General features: G+C 52.3%; 9 protein-coding genes. All 9 read left to right on the top strand.

Annotated elements, in window-relative coordinates; translation table 11 throughout:
* Positions 1-375: 375 nt before the first annotated feature.
* The 9 genes from J2I46_RS25420 (at position 376) to J2I46_RS25380 (ending at position 17,075) form a co-directional block, all read left to right on the top strand.
* Positions 376-1,392, top strand: a complete 1,017-nt coding sequence (locus J2I46_RS25420; protein WP_207331899.1) for a LacI family DNA-binding transcriptional regulator — start codon at positions 376-378, stop codon at positions 1,390-1,392.
* A gap of 565 nt (positions 1,393-1,957) precedes the next feature.
* Positions 1,958-2,605 (top strand): response regulator transcription factor, encoded by a 648-nt coding sequence (locus tag J2I46_RS25415; RefSeq protein WP_207331898.1) that lies wholly within the window; start codon positions 1,958-1,960, stop codon positions 2,603-2,605.
* A 209-nt stretch (positions 2,606-2,814) separates the two neighbouring features.
* On the top strand, positions 2,815-4,521 hold the full coding sequence (locus tag J2I46_RS25410; protein ID WP_229379945.1) for an ATP-binding protein: 1,707 nt from the start codon (positions 2,815-2,817) through the stop codon (positions 4,519-4,521).
* A 99-nt stretch (positions 4,522-4,620) separates the two neighbouring features.
* Positions 4,621-7,848 (top strand): SusC/RagA family TonB-linked outer membrane protein, encoded by a 3,228-nt coding sequence (locus J2I46_RS25405; RefSeq protein ID WP_207331896.1) that lies wholly within the window; start codon positions 4,621-4,623, stop codon positions 7,846-7,848.
* Positions 7,849-7,935: 87 nt separating this feature from the next.
* On the top strand, positions 7,936-9,507 hold the full coding sequence (locus tag J2I46_RS25400) for a RagB/SusD family nutrient uptake outer membrane protein (protein ID WP_207331895.1): 1,572 nt from the start codon (positions 7,936-7,938) through the stop codon (positions 9,505-9,507).
* 110 nt (positions 9,508-9,617) lie between these two features.
* A complete protein-coding gene (locus tag J2I46_RS25395; protein WP_207331894.1) occupies positions 9,618-10,706 on the top strand; it encodes an IPT/TIG domain-containing protein in 1,089 nt (362 codons plus the stop codon).
* A 242-nt stretch (positions 10,707-10,948) separates the two neighbouring features.
* Positions 10,949-12,670 carry a glycosyl hydrolase gene (locus J2I46_RS25390; RefSeq protein WP_229379944.1) on the top strand — a complete coding sequence of 574 codons (1,722 nt, stop codon included), beginning with the start codon at positions 10,949-10,951 and terminating at the stop codon, positions 12,668-12,670.
* 143 nt (positions 12,671-12,813) lie between these two features.
* Positions 12,814-14,343, top strand: coding sequence for a TolB family protein (locus J2I46_RS25385; protein WP_207331893.1), 1,530 nt, complete (start codon positions 12,814-12,816; stop codon positions 14,341-14,343).
* A 236-nt stretch (positions 14,344-14,579) separates the two neighbouring features.
* Positions 14,580-17,075 (top strand): glutaminase family protein, encoded by a 2,496-nt coding sequence (locus tag J2I46_RS25380; RefSeq protein WP_207331892.1) that lies wholly within the window; start codon positions 14,580-14,582, stop codon positions 17,073-17,075.
* Positions 17,076-17,143: the final 68 nt, after the last annotated feature.

Below are 17,143 nucleotides of genomic sequence, written 5' to 3'. Positions count from 1 at the left end.
GTTTCAAGAGATAAAGTATATATGATCGAAATAGGCAGAATGCTGGATAAGAACTGATTCTCATTACAGAGAGAATGCAAATGTTTTATGAAAAAATTAAATTAACAACCGATTGCATAAATTATATTTCATTACAACGTCAATTAATCCATTTATATCACCTTATCCTAGGGTATTCCCTAGGTAAATTGTCTTTTTCTACCTTAATTATGTATAAAATAAATATTATACCCTAGTTTTGGGGGGATCACATCCGAAATAAGGCTTCATTACCCCCCCTACTAATCATGCAAGCGATTGCATGAAAGAGGCTGATCTGAGGTAAACGGATAGGTTCTGTCGCTTAGCTAATCAGTAGTATTCAATGAGTTAGTAATGGAGAAAGAAGTAACGATATACGACATCGCCAAGCGGTTGAACTATTCGCCGGCAACAGTCAGTCGGGCACTGAACGATCATCCGGCGATCAAACTGGATACAAAAGATCTGATTACCTCGATGGCCCGCGAAATGGGCTACCGGTCAAACACATTTGCCAGCAACCTGCGTCGGCAACGGACCAATACCATTGGCGTTATTGTGCCACGCCTAAACAGCAGCTTCGTTTCCAGCGTGTTGGCGGGGATGGAGAAAGTAGCCAATGAAGCGGGTTACAACCTGATTATCAGCCAGTCGCTTGAGTCGGTAACCAAAGAAAAGGCCAATACTCAGACCATGTTCAATAGCCGGGTCGATGGGTTATTGGTGTCGGTTGCCTACGATACGGAAGACATTGAGCACTTTACCGCCTTTACCAATAAGGGTATTCCCCTGCTCTTTTTCGATCGGGTCATCGGCAATGATCAGTTTACGAGCATCGTTATCGACAACGCAAAAGCAGGTTATGAAGCCACTGCCCACCTGCTGAAACTGGGCCGCCGACGTGTCATGCACATAACCGGCAATCTGAAACGCAACGTGTATGCCGACCGATTGAAAGGCTACAAGCAGGCACTGGCGGAGTATGGCATTCCATTCGATGAGCGGCTTGTTCAGGTTACCGACCTAAGCCAGGAAGTGGGCGTAGAGGTGGCCAGGCAAATCACCCGCATGCCCATTCGGCCTGATGGTCTATTCGTTACAAATGACCTGTGTGCCGTTAGCTGCATGACCACATTGAAGCAGACAGGCCTGTCGATCCCGGACGACGTTGCCGTGGTTGGCTTCAACAACGACCCTGTTTCACAGGTAGTTAACCCGGCGTTGACCACCATCCACTACCCAGGACGTGAAATGGGCGAGATTGCCGCAAAAAGCCTGATCAATCACCTGAACGGCCTTATGGATATTCAGGCTACCAACACGATCATCCTTCGCTCTGAACTGATTATCCGCGGGTCATCGCAAAAATAAATTGGTCAGTCAGGCGAATGAATTTTAGCCGTAAATCCTTGTGATACTACACACCGGAGGAAACGCAACCGATTGCAGATTAATACTCAGCTATGCTGGTAACCGCTGCTGAAAATAGCGCAGTTACCCGATTTACCCGGTTAGCCGAATAGCCAATCACGATTGAATCAACTTCGTTTTATCCTGTATTTCAGTAGGTATGATATTCTTTTAACCACTTATTGACCAGGTATTCCATTAACTACGTATTCTTCCCTAAGCAAACGATATAAAAGCCTTTTTTTGAGCAGATAAAGGCCTTTTCAGGGCTACCGCAACGGTATAGGGTTTACCCTAAATTTTGCATAAGTTGGGTTTTCACTATTCTGTTATGCTCTCGTTAAGTCCTAATTTTGCTAAACAAAGTTCAATTTATATAGTTACCGTGGCCGCAGAGACCGCTCGCTTGCAATTAATCTTATAAACGCATCATTCACCTACTACGTGGCCACAACAGCCAGCTTCGTTTGTACAATTAATTAGTGCCCGACTACTTCTCTTTTTTACTCCGAAACGCTCAACATACATGATACGGGTACTAATCGCAGACGACCACAACGTCTTCGTTGAAGGCATCGAATCACTCATCTCAGGTTCCTCTGAAATTGAAGTGACACAACGTTGCTACACAGTGGCATCTGTACTGGAATCGTTGAAGAAAAACCCAATAGATGTTGTCCTGCTCGACATCTCTTTCCCACTGATCGACGATGGCCTTGGCCTGTGCGAACAGATTGCCAGAACGTACCCGCAAACCAAAGTGGTAGCCCTGACCATGCACGACGATGCTAGCCTGATTAAACGGGTGGTGAAAAAAGGCGCGAAAGGGTACCTGCTTAAAAACACAACCAAAAGCGAACTCCTCCAGGCTATCCGAACGGTACATAGCGAAAAGCAATATTTTAACGAATCGATCATGCATATCCTGCTGAACGATGAACCCCGGGTCAGAAAATCGATGGCAGGGGTAGGCCTGAAACCCAATTTAACGCCTCGCGAGTCAGAGGTGTTGACGCTCATTTCGCACGGACTGACCACACAGCAGATGGCTAACCAGCTGTTTGTCAGTGCTAAAGCTGTTGAGTTTCATCGCAGCAGTTTGCTCATGAAGTTCGGCGTGCCCAACACGGCGCTGCTGATCAAAACCGCCATGGAAATGCAATGCATTGATTGATGAAATGTCATTAGCTACGCGTCATTGAGTAGTCAGTCGCAGCGCGTCATCAGATGGTCATTAGCTGCCGCCGGGTAGTTAGTATGACCGTTACGCCAGAAAAGTTGCAGCGTAAGGACGATAAATGACGTGCCGCAAATGCCCCCTAAATTGTGTTTCGATAGATGAAATTTTTTGCGCTTTTACTTCTGATTCTTGGATGTAGCGGTTTGTTCCAACAAGCCAGCGCGAAAGCAGACAGCCTGACAATTGACCGGGTCAAGAAGGAGATAAAGCAGTTACAGGCCGAAAAAAAATACGGTGAAACAGCAAAAGCCTACGATCAACTGGGGCAGCTTTATCATCAGCAATACGGGTACAATAAACACACCATGGAAGCGTATTTCAATAGCATGAAATATTACAATCTGGTGGGTGATTCATTAGGTTATTACAACGTGCACATTACGATTGGCAATTATTATACCCAGGATTATTTCATGCAATCGTACGCTGAGCAATACCTCAGGCGGGCAATGAGCTTTTTTGAGCGGACAAATAACAAACCGAAAGTAATTGAGTCTCGACTGGGGATTGCCAATATTGACGAAAAGAAAGAGCCAATCTCTAAAAATCTGGTCACGCAGTTACGGGAAACCGAAGCCATGTGTGTCAAGTATGAACAACCCTATTTTCAGACCTACGCGCTCAATCTCCTGGCCGACACGTACCTGCGACTGAAACGACCCGATTCGGCGCAGTACTTTGCCACCAGAAGCCTGGCAATGGCTAAAAACCTGAAAATCAACTGGCTTATTTCGCTAAACTACTTCTACCTGGGCATTGTTGAGCAGTTCAAAAATCGGCATGCCAAGGCTATCGACTTCTACCAGAAGAGTTATGCAATTGCCGAAGCGGAGAAAAGCATTTCTACCCTCCGCGAATTGTCGAAGCATACGGCTGATAGCTACTCGTATCTGAACGATTACAAAAACGCATACCGTTCTTCGTTGAAAACACTGGACTTCACCAATCAATTTTATTATTCACAACAAACAAAAAGTATTCGCTTACAGGAACTGGATAGTCAGATAAAAACACTGGCAGTTGAAAAGCAGCTGGCTGAAGAACAAAGTCGGCATCAACGTATTATTAATTCAACATTGATTTCCATTTTACTTATCAGTGTGTTAGGCTTTGTAGCGCTGGTTTTTCTTCGTCGGCAACAGAAATTAATTGCTCATCAGCAGTCGGTTATTGCGCAGCAACAAATTCGGCAACTCGAACTTAAATCACTTCAAGCCATGATTGAAGGACAGGAAGGTGAACGCAGTCGAATTGCCCGCGATTTGCACGATGGATTAGGCATTCAACTGTCGCGCATTAAACTATTTGTTGAAGCCCATCAGGAACAGCTACCGGTATCGGTGAAAGACCCGCTCAACCAGTTCCTGGACGAAGCCTGTACTGAAACCCGATTAATTTCCAATAACCTACGGCCTTATGCGCTCTCTACGTTTGGTCTGATTCCCGCGCTTGAAGATCTTATCCAAAAACTAAATCTGGTCAATGAGACGAAGCTGACCCTTGAACACTATGGCGACATTCCTGATCTCGTCGATGAAGCGTCTGTGATGCTGTATCGGGTCGTTCAGGAACTGCTGAACAACGCCCTGAAGCATGCCCAGGCCAACCTCATTACCATTCAGATCATGGCGAATGACGAATCACTTCTGGTCAGCGTCGACGACGATGGGCAGGGCGGTGAGTTTCCCGATGATCCGTCGCAGGGAAATGGAATCGCCAATATCAAATCCCGCATTGCCTACCTCGGTGGGCAGGTCATGTGGCAGAGTGCCGCCGGAAAAGGCACCTCGGTCATGATCTCCTTACCCATGACCAGACTGGTCAAATCAGCCTCGACAATACCCGTGTAAACTAACAAGACAAACACAGCCAGTCTTTGACACCCTTTTGCTCTTTCCGTTCGATAAATCATTCTTACAATCATTACTGTCACAATTAACTCCACTCTTATGATTAAACATGTGCTTTCAGGGGCCGTACTCTTGAGCAGCTGGCTAAGCGTCAGTGCTCAGGACAGAACGGCCGCAAGACCAGCCATCGATAAAAAAACGGTCGCGCTGGCATCTGTTAAAGGCGCGCAACGTGACCTTTCCGGCCCTTCTGATACGAAGGGGCTGATCAAAGGGACAATCTCTGACGAAAAAGGCAACGGCCTTCCGGGTGCCACTGTATCGGTAAAAGGCACGCAGTTGGGTACCACCACCGATGCCAACGGTGCGTTCTCGATCAACATGCCCGCAGGCGCTAAAATACTTGTTGTCTCGTTCATCGGCATGACCACGCAGGAAGTGGAAGTAGGCACGCGCACAACGCTGAACATTACATTACAGAATACTGGTCAGGCACTCGACGAAGTGGTTGTTATCGGTTATGGTACGCAGAAGCGGTCAGACGTAACATCATCGATCACCACGGTGAAAGCGTCGGATCTGAAAGACATTCCTGCCGCCGGTATCGACCAGTTGTTGCAGGGTAAAGCAGCCGGGGTAACGGTAACCAGCAATGGCGGTCAGCCGGGTGGTGGCGTGTCAGTGAAAGTACGGGGCGTAACGTCGATCAACAGCAATGATCCGCTGTTCGTGATCGACGGTGTGCCGTTCGTAGGCGGCAACACGTCATCAAACACAGGCTACGCTGGTCTGGGTGGCGGCGATGGACAAACCGGTAACTCGGTGATGGCTATGCTGAACCCAAACGACATCGAATCGATCGACGTGTTGAAAGATGCATCATCGCAGGCTATCTACGGATCGCAGGCGGCCAACGGCGTTATTCTGATCACGACCAAGAAGGGCAAGCAGGGCGAGGGCAAGATCAACTACGAGATGTACACCGGCGTGTCGGAAGTGGCCCGCCGTCTCGACCTGATGGATTTGCGCTCGTTTGCCAAATACCAGAACGCTGTGTTACCCATTATTGGTAACCCCGTTTCTGATGAGTTCAAGAATCCTGATCTGCTCGGTTCCGGTACCGATTGGCAGGAGGCGATGTTCCAGCACGGTAAGATCAACAACCATCAGTTGAGCTTCTCGGGCGGTCAGAACAAAACGACGTACTACCTCTCCTTGAATTACTTCGATAACACGGGTATTCTGCTTGGTTCTGATTTCAAACGCTACTCGTCGCGCTTTAGCCTCGATACGCAACTGAAAAGCTGGGCCAAAGTAGGCATCAGCGCCAACGTATCGCGCAGCATCCAGAACGTATCGCTGGCCGATGCCGCCGAAGGTACGATCTGGTGGGGTGCGTCGACCAGCCCACTGACGCCGATCAAGAACATCGACGGCACCTGGGGCGGTGGCCAAACGGTTGGTGGCGTGCAGTATTACGGCTCAAACCTGGTTGGTAACAGCCAGTTCCGGGGCAATACAAAAACGACCAACAACATTTTCGGAAGCCTCTATGCCGAACTGACACTGGCAAAAGGGCTGACCCTCCGTAATGACCTGTCGTACTCGCTGGGGCAGGATAATAACATTGCCTACCAGAAAGCCGGTAACGTGGGGAGCACATCGTTCCGTAGCAAGCTGATCGACGGCCGGTCTGACAGCTACTACTGGTCGCTGACCAACTACCTGAACTACAATCTGTATCAGGGTAAGCATGGTATTCAGGCCACATTGGGTCACCAGGCGCAGAACTCGTACTACCAGAGCATTTCGGGTACGAAAGTGGATCTGCAGGCCAACATTTTTGACCTCAGCACCGGTAGCGCCGACCAGACAACCTGGGGCCTGAATGGTGGCAAGGGGCAGTGGGCTATGGAATCGTACTTTGCCCGGGCCAACTATACCTTCGATGACAAGTACTCGCTGTCGGCCAGTATCCGGACAGATGGTTCGTCGAACTTCGGCCCGAACAACCGGTGGGGTGTATTCCCCGGTGTATCGGCTGGCTGGACGATCTCGAACGAGAAGTTCATGAAAGGATCGGTGGCCAATGTGCTGAGCTACACGAAACTGCGTGTTGGCTACGGGGTTGTGGGTAACCAGAACTTCCCCGGTGGCGCACCGAACCCGGCGTATGTGGGTGCGGTAACGTTCTTCTCAGGACCCGTTGGTTTTGGTTCATCGAACATGATCAACGGTATTCCAAACCCGAACCTGAAATGGGAAACGGTGAAAACTGCCAACGTAGGTGTTGACCTGGGCTTCCTCGGCGGCCGTGTTGATGCAACGATCGACGTGTACAAGAAAGTAACGTCCGACATGATCATCTTCCTGACAGGCCCGAACCTGATCGGTGTAGGCGACCAGTGGGACGATCTGAAAGCACCGCTGGGTAACGCCGGTCAGATGACCAACACGGGGGTTGATATCGGAATCACGACGACCAACATCAAGAAAGGCAATTTCAGCTGGAAGACGAACCTCGTGTTTACCCAATTTAACAATACCTACGACAAAGCCGCTTCGGCCGCCTCGGCACTGGATGGTAAGGTATACTACAACAACTACCTGATCACACACACCACGCCGGGCCGTCCTGTTGGTTCGTTCTGGGGTCTGCAGACCGACGGCCTGTTCCGCACGCAAGCCGACCTCGACGCCAGCCTGCCCCAGTTTGGCTATAAAGTGAATCAGACAGAAACGTGGCTGGGCGATATCCGCTTCAAGGATCAGAACGGCGATAAGAAGATCGATGCTAGTGACTACACATTTATTGGTAGCCCACTGCCCAAGTTCACTTATGGCTTCACCAACACGCTGAACTACGGCGATTTCGATTTCTCGGTATTTCTGCAAGGTAGCCAGGGTGCCAAGGCATTCAACTTCCTTCGCTGGCAGCTGGAAGGCATGAGCAACGCCTATACCAACCAGATGAACACGGTGAACGACCGCTACACGGCTGAAAACCCGAACGGATCATTACCCCGCTTTACGAACACCAACAAGAACAACACGGCCATGTCGGACCGGTACGTTGAGGATGCGTCGTACATGCGGATTCAGAACATCTCGATTGGCTACCGCCTGCCTAAGGCGCTGTTGAGCCGGGTTAAAATTCAGAACCTGCGTATTTACGGTACCGTACAGAACCTGAAGACGTTCACGAAATATTCGGGCTACGATCCTGAAATCGGCGCATTCAATAACAGCATCAAGCTGATGAACGTCGACACCGGCCACTACCCGAACCCACGTACGTTCACGATCGGCGCGAATCTGCAATTCTAGAAAAAATACCCCCAACCCCCTAAAGGGGGCTCTCCGTCGCGGAGCATTAGCCCCCTTTAGGGGGTTGGGGGTAAAACTCAAAAAGACATGAAACGTAACATCATATATGCAGCTATGCTGGCTCCGGCCCTGCTCCTGACCGGCTGCAAAGAAACCTTCATTGAACGGCCTTCGCTGTCGGGTACCACCACCGGTAACTACTACAACAACGCCGAGGAAGTGCGGGCCGCTACCAGTACGCTCTACAGCGGGCTGCCCTGGCGGAACTACGAAAGCCGTGCGCAGGACGCCATCGGTGACGTAATGGCCGGCAATATGTTCACCTACACCGACACCGAATACCTGAACTTCTCGGTATCGGCCGCTTCGGAACGTATCGGGGCATCGTGGGGTGCTTTTTACAAGATCATCGGCTATGCCAACGTGATGATCAAAACGTTTGAAGAGAAGAAAGCCGCTGGTGGTGATGCCTCGTATCTGGACCCCGCCATTGCCGAATGCCACTACATCCGGGGCATGCTGTACTTCTTTATTGCCCGTACCTGGGGAGCCGCGCCGATCATTACCGATCCGGGAGCAACGGCGCTGTCGGGCAACTTCAACATTCCACGTTACCTGCAAAAAGACGTACTCCGGTTTGCGCTGGAAGAGATGCAGATTGCCGAGAAAGCCCTGCCTGAGTCGGACGTACCTGGCCGGTTGACCAAGTATGTGGCGAAAGGCATGATGGCCAAGCTGTACCTGTATCAGAAAGATTATGCCAACGCCAAAGCCAAAGCCGAAGAGGTGATTAACTCAGGTAAGTACATGCTGGTGAGCGACTATCAGGGCATGTTCACCAAGGCGAGCATGAACAATAACCCCGAAACGCTCTTCTCGATTCAGCACCAGTTTGCGGCTGATCCCTGGGGAACGGGCAACATCAAAAATCCGGACCGTGGCGCAGGTGCCCTTCGTACATCGGAGGCCGACGCCTGGGAAATGTATGTGCCATCGGTAGATATCCTGAAAGAGTACGAATTTGGTGATCTGCGTCGCAAATGGTCGGTAATGGAACAAGGCTGGACCAACCCAAGCTGGAAACCACAGCGCGCCAATGCCCCTGCCTATAACGCCTTCATGGCCAACGGGTTCAAATACGATACCCTACAGCCCGTGAACGACGGTGGTAGCCTGGCACCAACACGCTCGAACATCGTAAAATACTTTGCGGGTCCGGGCAAAACGTTCGGTGGCGATCCGGTACTGGGTCAGGGTTCGGGCAACAACGTGGTGCTGCTGCGTTACGCCGACATTCTGCTGATCTACGCCGAAGCAATTCTGGGCGGTCAGGCTTCAACATCAGATGCGAAAGCACTGGACGCCCTGAACAAAGTGCGGAGCCGCGCTGGCCTGCCTGCTAAATCGGCAATCACGAACAAAGACATCCTGCACGAACGCCGGGTCGAGTTTGCCTTCGAAGGCGACTACTGGTATGACCTTCAGCGCCAGGGGTATGCCGCTGCCAAAGCGATTATCGACAAGCAGGATCGGGGTACCAAAGCTTATTCGAGCTTCATCACTAACTTCTCGGAAGACAAGATGTTCCTGCCTATCCCCGCTGGCGAGATCGTTCAGGACCCCGAGTTGGGCAAAGACCCCGTTCCATATTATAAATGATATCGGATGTGGGATTGCGGATTTGGGATTTGCTCTGCTTGGCACAATGCTGAACCTAAGCGAAGCAAATCCCAAATCCGCAATCCCAAATCCCAAATCCTAAAAAGCACATGAAATTCAACACCTTATATAGCGTAGCGGGCCTATCTGCACTGACTCTGGCAGCCGGGTTGGTCATCAGCTCATGCCAAAAGGATACCGACGGGCGTCCCCAAATTGGACCAGGTAATCCCGTCGCCACCAAGATTATGCCCGACTCAGCGGCGGGTGGTACGTTAGTAACCCTGACCGGAACCGGTTTGGGCGATATCCGGACGATCATGTTCGAGAAACAGAACGTACCTGCTGGTTTTCAGACGACACTGAATACCGATGGTGCTATTCTGTTCCGGGTACCCACCGAAGCCGCCGGTGGTAAGCAGAACATCATGCTCACCAACAGTGCCGGTCAAACACTGACCGTACCATTCAAGGTGCTGGCGTTCCCAACCGTGACCACGATCTCGATGCTGGATTTTACGAAAGGCACTAAAGTGACCATCACCGGCAATAACCTCGACGACGTAACATCAGTAGCCGTTGCTGACTCGCTGAAGGGTATTTCGGATGCGGCAACTATCGTATCGAAGTCGAAAAAAGAGCTGGTCATCACCATGCCGGCTTCATCGCTGAACCGGGGTACGTTGGCCATCACCAACAGCACGGGCCGGATTCGTACGAAGCAGGAATTCACTAACATCGACAAAGCGTTCCCAATCTTTACCGATGCGTACGGCGCTGGTTACCAGGACAATTCATGGGGTGACGCGGGTGCTGTATCAACCAAAGAAGCCGTATTCGGCACAGCGTCAGCCTCGAAAAACTACCAGAAAGGCAACTGGCACCTGATGGCCTTCGCTAACTGGGGTGGCGTGAAGTACGATGCGTCGTATACGTACCTGACAGGCTGGATCAAAGGCGGCTCGGTCGATTATCCGTTGTTCGTGACCACCGACGCCAGTAAAGCCGGATTCGGTAACTTCGTTGATGCCAACCAGATCAACGTGAAAGCGGGTGTCTGGAACTACTTCAAAATCAAAATCGCAGATATGGATTTCTGGGCTCCCGGAAAGACCATGCAGCAACTTGGCTTCCGTATCAAAGGCCCCGACAAGCAGGATGAAGTATTTTACTTCGACAACATCATGCTGGTGAAGTAACGGCTTTAGGTACGTTGCCGCTGGCAACTTAGCTACACGTGAAAAGAGCACCGGAGCAGTTCGGTGCTCTTTTTTTGAGTGGTATACACAGGTACGTTGCTTTGGCGAGTGATGCTTCGCGAGCCTGTCGAAGGGCACGACTCGCGAAGCAATACAGTGCGAAGCCAACACACGAGCAAAAAACAAAAAGCAACGTACCCAACCCCCTTCATCCACAAATCAACGCCTCTGAAAAACCTTTTATGAAGTATACTTTATCCAATACATATCAACAGATGCTGACTGGCAAGGGCAGATTCATCCTGCTTCTTTTCTTCCTGACTTGCGCCCTTCCCACTTTCGCCGCCGATCCGATTCGGGTCGAAGCGGAAACGGGCGTGCTGACGGGCGTTACCATTGCCACCGCCACGGCAGGCTATTCAGGCACCGGGTACGTTACCGGCCTCGACCTGGACACCGACAAAATCGTGATGACCTTCTCGGCAAAGGCGGGTTTGTATGAGCTGACCATCGGGTACTCGTCACCTTCCGGCAACAAAGGCATCGACTTTCAGGTGAACGACGAAAAGGGAAACGGCACGCTTATACAAACAGCAACCGGTTTCAGAACGGCAAGCCTGGGCAAATTCATGCTGAAAGAAGGTCAGAACACCATCACCGTTTTTCGGGGCTGGGGTTACTTCGACGTCGATTATTTACTACTAACCCCGACCACCGCCGTACTACCAACTAAACCACCCAAAACGCTGGTCGATGCACAGGCAACGGCCTCGACGAAAGGCCTCTTTTCGTATCTCGTCGATCAGTACGGCAGCAAAGTGATTTCGGCGCAGCAGGACGACGTGGAATACATTCTGGAGAAAACCGGCAAAGAACCTGCCATCGGCTCATTCGACCTGATCGACTACTCCCCTACCCGGGTGCAGAACAACGCGAAGCCTGTACGCACAGCTGAAGCCATTATCGACTGGGCAAAAAAGGGCGACGGTCGGGGCATCATCAGCCTGATGTGGCACTGGAACGCCCCCACCGACCTGATCAATCTGGCCCCCGACAAGCTCTGGTGGCGCGGTTTTTACGCCGATGCCACGACCTTCGACCTGGCGGCGGTGCTGGCCGATAAAAACGGCGCGAAATACAAATTGCTCTTAAGCGATATCGACGCCATTGCGCTGCAGCTTAAAAAACTTCAGACAGCTGATGTACCTGTACTCTGGCGCCCGCTGCACGAAGCCCCCGGTGGCTGGTTTTGGTGGGGTGCTAAAGGCGCCGGCTCGTTTAAGGAGCTTTGGAGTATTCTCTATGATCGCCTGACGAACTACCACAGCCTGCACAACCTGATCTGGGTCTATACCGCCACCGACACGTTCAGCGCCGACTGGTACCCCGGTGATCAATACGTGGATGTGGTTGGACTGGACGTGTACGCTGATGCCACGTCGAACATGAGCGGCAACTGGAGCAGTGCCCTGACGCCCCTGAATGGCAAAAAACTGGTCACGCTGTCGGAAACGGGTAACCTACCCAACGCCGATAAAATTCGCGGTTTCGGCACCTGGTGGTCGTGGTTCTCGGTCTGGACCGGCACTGATTACATCAAAAAACAACCCATCGATCAGCTAAAAACGATCTTCCTCGATGCCGATGTGATCACCCGCGACGAACTGCCCGACTGGCGGTCTGTTGCTCCGGTGATCACCGCCGTAGAGCCTCCGTTTCAACTGGTTGTGCTGGGCAACCCGGTTCGCGGAAACCTGGTCAACCTGGAGATCAAAGGAGCTAAATCTATGCCCCTTACCCTCCGCCTGACCGACACGCTGGGCCGGGACGTGGCCGATGAACGGATCATCCCCACATCGGCTACGTCCCGGCATCAGCTTACCGTAGGTTCACAACCGGGGATCTATTTCCTACAAGTCAGTAGTCAGGTCGGCGCGAAGACTTTGAGGGTTGTGACGTACTGACAAGGCCAGTTTACAGTTTGCTGTTTTCTGTTGCCTCGCGCTCTACTACAAAATGCTTGTTTTTTGTCATCCCGACGGAAGGAGGGATGACAAAAAAATAAAATCAAGTTCACTGACTTTCTCCTTATCCTAAAATTCTCCAAATGAAACTAGTAAAATTAGCCCTGTTAGCCACCCTGATAGCGGCAGCCGTAACTCCCACCCAGGCGCAGAAGCTCGGCCTCTTCGACGGGCATACCGACATTGGCAACGTAGCTAAAAAGGGGTCGGCGCAGTTCGACCCGAAAACGAATGAGTATAAGATGTCGGGCGCGGGCTACAACATCTGGTTCGATCATGACGAGTTTCACTTTATGTGGAAACGCATGAAAGGCGACTTCATCCTGACAACCCGTGCCTCGCTCATTGGCAAAGGGGTTGACCCGCACCGGAAAGTGGGCTGGATGGTCCGCAGCAGCCTGGACAGCAACTCGGCGCACATCAACGCAGCCGAACACGGCGACGGACTCACCTCGCTGCAATTCCGACGCACGAAGGGAGCTAAAACGGAAGAGGTACGTTCCAAAATGACCGGAGCCGACGTGATTCAACTCGAACGGCAGGGCAACAAATACATCATGTCGGTGGCCAAATTCGGCGATACCTTCGTGACTGAAGAAGTGACCGATCTGGATCTGGGCGACGAGGTCTACGTGGGTCTGTTCATTGGCTCGCACAACAAAGACGTGGTAGAACAAGGCGTTTTCCAGGACGTGCGCATGTATGTACCTGCCCCCGCCACGCTGGTTCCGTACAAACAATACCTCGGAAGCGACCTTGAATTATTAGACGTAGCTACTGGTCACCGCGAAAAACTGTATCACTCGCCCGTATCGATTCAGGCCCCGAACTGGACGCTCGACAACAAGGCACTGATCTACAACGGCGACGGAAAAATTTACCGCTTCGATCTGAAGAAGAAAACGCCGACCTTGCTCAATACCGGTGAGGTGACAAACAACAATAACGACCATGTGATTTCATTCGATGGCAAGATGCTGGGCCTCAGCAACAGCAACACACCCACGCCCGACGGTCCCAAGTCGATCATTTACACGGTGCCCATTACCGGCGGAACGCCCAAACGGATTACGCCCATTGGTCATTCGTACCTACACGGCTGGTCACCTGATGGAAAATGGCTGGTCTTCACGGCCCAGCGCGACGGCGACTACAATATTTACAAAGTACCATCAGAAGGCGGCCCGGAGGTTCAACTCACTACGGCGAAAGGCCTGGACGACGGCCCCGAGTATTCGCCCGACGGTAAGTACATTTATTTCAACTCGACCCGCAGCGGCCTGATGCAACTCTGGCGCATGAAGGCCGATGGCAGCGAGCAGGAGCAGATCACCAACGACGAGTTCAATAACTGGTTTCCGCACATCTCACCCGATGGCAAGCAGATGGTGTTCCTCTCGTTCGGCCAAGACGTAAAACCCGACGATCACCCGTTCTACAAGCGTGTCTACCTGCGCCACCTACCCCTCGAAAACGGCAATCCGGTCAAAACCAAACCCCGGGCAATCGCCTACCTGTACGGCGGTCAGGGCACCATCAACACCCCATCCTGGTCGCCCGACAGCAAGAAGGTAGCCTTCATCAGCAATTCGGGGCCGATTGAAGGGAAATAGTTTACTGTTTGCCGTTTACAGTTTACGGTTGCGCTGCCAGACCACATTCAGGTATATTGGCAGAGCAACCGTAAACTGTAAACGGCAAACAGTAAACTATAAAATCCCCCTATTGGGCCAGTGAATCAATCTTGAGTGCAGTTATAGGATAATTACCTACCAACCTTGCTTTACGTTGAAACGGCGGGCTGTTGGTGGCTATTTCCACAGCAGTCGGCCTGCAACATGCACTCCTTATGAGAAAAAGTCCCTTTCGCTTACTTCTTCTTGCCGCTGCCCTCGCGCTAACCACTGCACAGGCACAGACACTTCGGCCACCTGCCTATCCGCTCATTACCCACGATCCGTATTTCAGCATCTGGAGTACCACCGATCGCCTCACCGACAGCCCCACCCGCCACTGGACCGGCAAACCACAATCCCTCGAAGGCATTGTGCGGGTCGATGGCCGGACCTATCAGTTTCTGGGTGGATCGCCAACCGTGTACAATGCGCTGCTGCCCACGGGCGAGGCGAAGCCCTACACGGCTCAATACACGCTGACTGACCCCGGCGAGGGCTGGGAAAAACCAGATTACAATGCGCAGGGATGGAAAACCGGCCCCGGCCCGTTCGGCGATACGCCCGAATCGCGGACACCCTGGCTCAGCAGCCGCACCGACAAAAACGGCATCCACATTCGCCGCGAGTTCACCTACGATGGCAAAACGGATCCGTCGAAATTGCTGCTGGCCATCAGTCACGATGATGATGTGTCGGTCTATCTGAACGGCGTTTTACTGGTAAGCAAACCCTGTTGCGCGGGCGAATACATCTACCTGGCGCTCCCGATTGAAGGCCAGAAAGCACTGCGTAAAGGGCGTAATGTGCTGGCAGCGCATTGTGTGAGCCCGGTAGGCGGATCGTTCATCGATATGGGTTTGGTTAGTCCCGCCACCGCGCCAACGGTATCGCAGGCAATCCAGAATAGCGTCAATGTGACCGCTACGCAGACCGACTACACGTTTACGGCTGGCCCGGTCGATCTGCGCGTTAGTTTCCTGTCACCGCTGCTGCTCGATGAGTTGGAAATAGCTGCCCGTCCAGTTAGTTACGTCACCTTCGAGGCCAAGTCGATGGATGGAAAACCACATGCGGTGCAGGTCTATTTCGGTGAAGCCGCCACGGTAGCAACCAACACCGTGGGTCAGGATGTGGTCACGAAAGCCGGGCAGGGTGCCGGGCTGGCCTACGCATCGGTCGGCACAAAAGCGCAACCGGTGCTGGGCCGCAAAGGCGACAACGTCCGCATCGACTGGGGCTACGCCTATCTGGCGGTGCCACAGGGAACGGGCAACCGGGTTGTGGCTGGTCCGGCGGCGGCACTGAAACAGGCCTTCTCGAGCAAAGGCACGCTGGCAGCTAACGCCAAAAATGCGGCTGATGTAGCCAGTAACGTCACGCTGGCCACGGTGCTGAACCTGGGTAATGTCTCAAAAGAAGGTACGGCTAAACACCTGCTGCTGGGCTACGACGACCTGTATTCGGTGCAGTATTTTGGCAAAAACCTGCGTGGCTGGTGGCACCGCGACCCCAACATGACGATGGAGAAAACCCTGCAAGCCGCCGAAACCGACTATAACCGCATCCGCCAGAAAAGCACCGATTTCGACAAGCAGCTCTACGATGAAGCCCGCAAAGCCGGCGGTAAAGAATACGCCGACCTCTGCCAGCTAGCCTACCGTCAGGCCATTGCCGCCCACAAGATCGTGGCTGGCCCGAAGGGCGAAGTGTTCTTCCTGTCAAAAGAGAACTTCTCGAATGGCTCTATCGGCACGGTCGACGTAACGTACCCATCGGCCCCCATGTTCCTGCTGTATAACAACGAGCTGGCCAAAGGTTTGCTGCGGTTCATCTTCGATTACAGCGAGTCGGGCCAGTGGAAGAAAGATTTCCCCGCGCATGACATTGGCACGTACCCACTCGCCAACGGACAGACCTATGGCGAAGACATGCCTGTGGAAGAAGCCGGGAACATGATCATCCTGACGGCCGCGTCGGTGAAGATAGACGGTAACCCCAACTTCGCCCGCGAGCACTGGCCTACGCTAACCAAGTGGGTGGGCTTCCTGAAACGCGACGGCTTCGACCCCGGCAATCAACTGTGTACCGATGATTTTGCCGGTCACCTGGCCCGTAACGCTAACCTGTCGGCCAAGGCCATTATGGGCATTGCCGCCTACGGGCAGATGGCCGGGCAACTTGGCGACCAGAAAGTGGCTGATGAATACATGACGCTGGCCCGCGACATGGCCCGCCGCTGGATGGAGATGGACAAAGACGGCGACCATTACGCCCTGACCTTCGACAAAACGCCCGGCAGCTGGAGCCAGAAATACAACATCGTGTGGGATAAGCTGCTGGGCCTAGACGTGTTCCCCAAAGAAGTGGCGAAACAGGAGATCGATTTCTACCTGAAAAACCAGAAGCCCTACGGCCTGCCCCTCGACAGCCGCAAGACCTACACCAAGTCTGACTGGATCATCTGGACCGCCACGATGACCGACTCAGACCGGGATTTCAAAGCGTTTATTGATCCCATCTGGAAGTACGCCAACGAAACCCCATCGCGCGTACCCCTCTCTGACTGGCACGAAACCACCAACGCCAAGCAAGTCGGTTTCCAGGCCCGCTCTGTGGTAGGCGGCTATTTCATCAAAATGCTCGACGAACGCCTCAAACAGAAAAAATAACTGGCTACCAAATAAGTCAGGTACGTTCCTTCACCAAAAAGCCGCGCCAGTTGATACTGAGCGCGGCT

Source organism: Fibrella forsythiae, assembly GCF_017353175.1.
Classification (GTDB): domain Bacteria; phylum Bacteroidota; class Bacteroidia; order Cytophagales; family Spirosomataceae; genus Fibrella; species Fibrella forsythiae.
This window is presented reverse-complemented; position numbering and strand designations above follow the sequence as displayed.

Excerpts from the sequence above, each read along its gene's own strand:
- J2I46_RS25420 (WP_207331899.1), top strand. The coding sequence starts at position 376 with ATGGAGAAAGAAGTAACGATATACGACATCGCCAAGCGGTTGAACTAT.
- J2I46_RS25415 (WP_207331898.1), top strand. The coding sequence starts at position 1,958 with ATGATACGGGTACTAATCGCAGACGACCACAACGTCTTCGTTGAAGGC.
- J2I46_RS25405 (WP_207331896.1), top strand. The coding sequence starts at position 4,621 with ATGATTAAACATGTGCTTTCAGGGGCCGTACTCTTGAGCAGCTGGCTA.
- J2I46_RS25400 (WP_207331895.1), top strand. The coding sequence starts at position 7,936 with ATGAAACGTAACATCATATATGCAGCTATGCTGGCTCCGGCCCTGCTC.
- J2I46_RS25395 (WP_207331894.1), top strand. The coding sequence starts at position 9,618 with ATGAAATTCAACACCTTATATAGCGTAGCGGGCCTATCTGCACTGACT.
- J2I46_RS25390 (WP_229379944.1), top strand. The coding sequence starts at position 10,949 with ATGAAGTATACTTTATCCAATACATATCAACAGATGCTGACTGGCAAG.
- J2I46_RS25385 (WP_207331893.1), top strand. The coding sequence starts at position 12,814 with ATGAAACTAGTAAAATTAGCCCTGTTAGCCACCCTGATAGCGGCAGCC.
- J2I46_RS25380 (WP_207331892.1), top strand. The coding sequence starts at position 14,580 with ATGAGAAAAAGTCCCTTTCGCTTACTTCTTCTTGCCGCTGCCCTCGCG.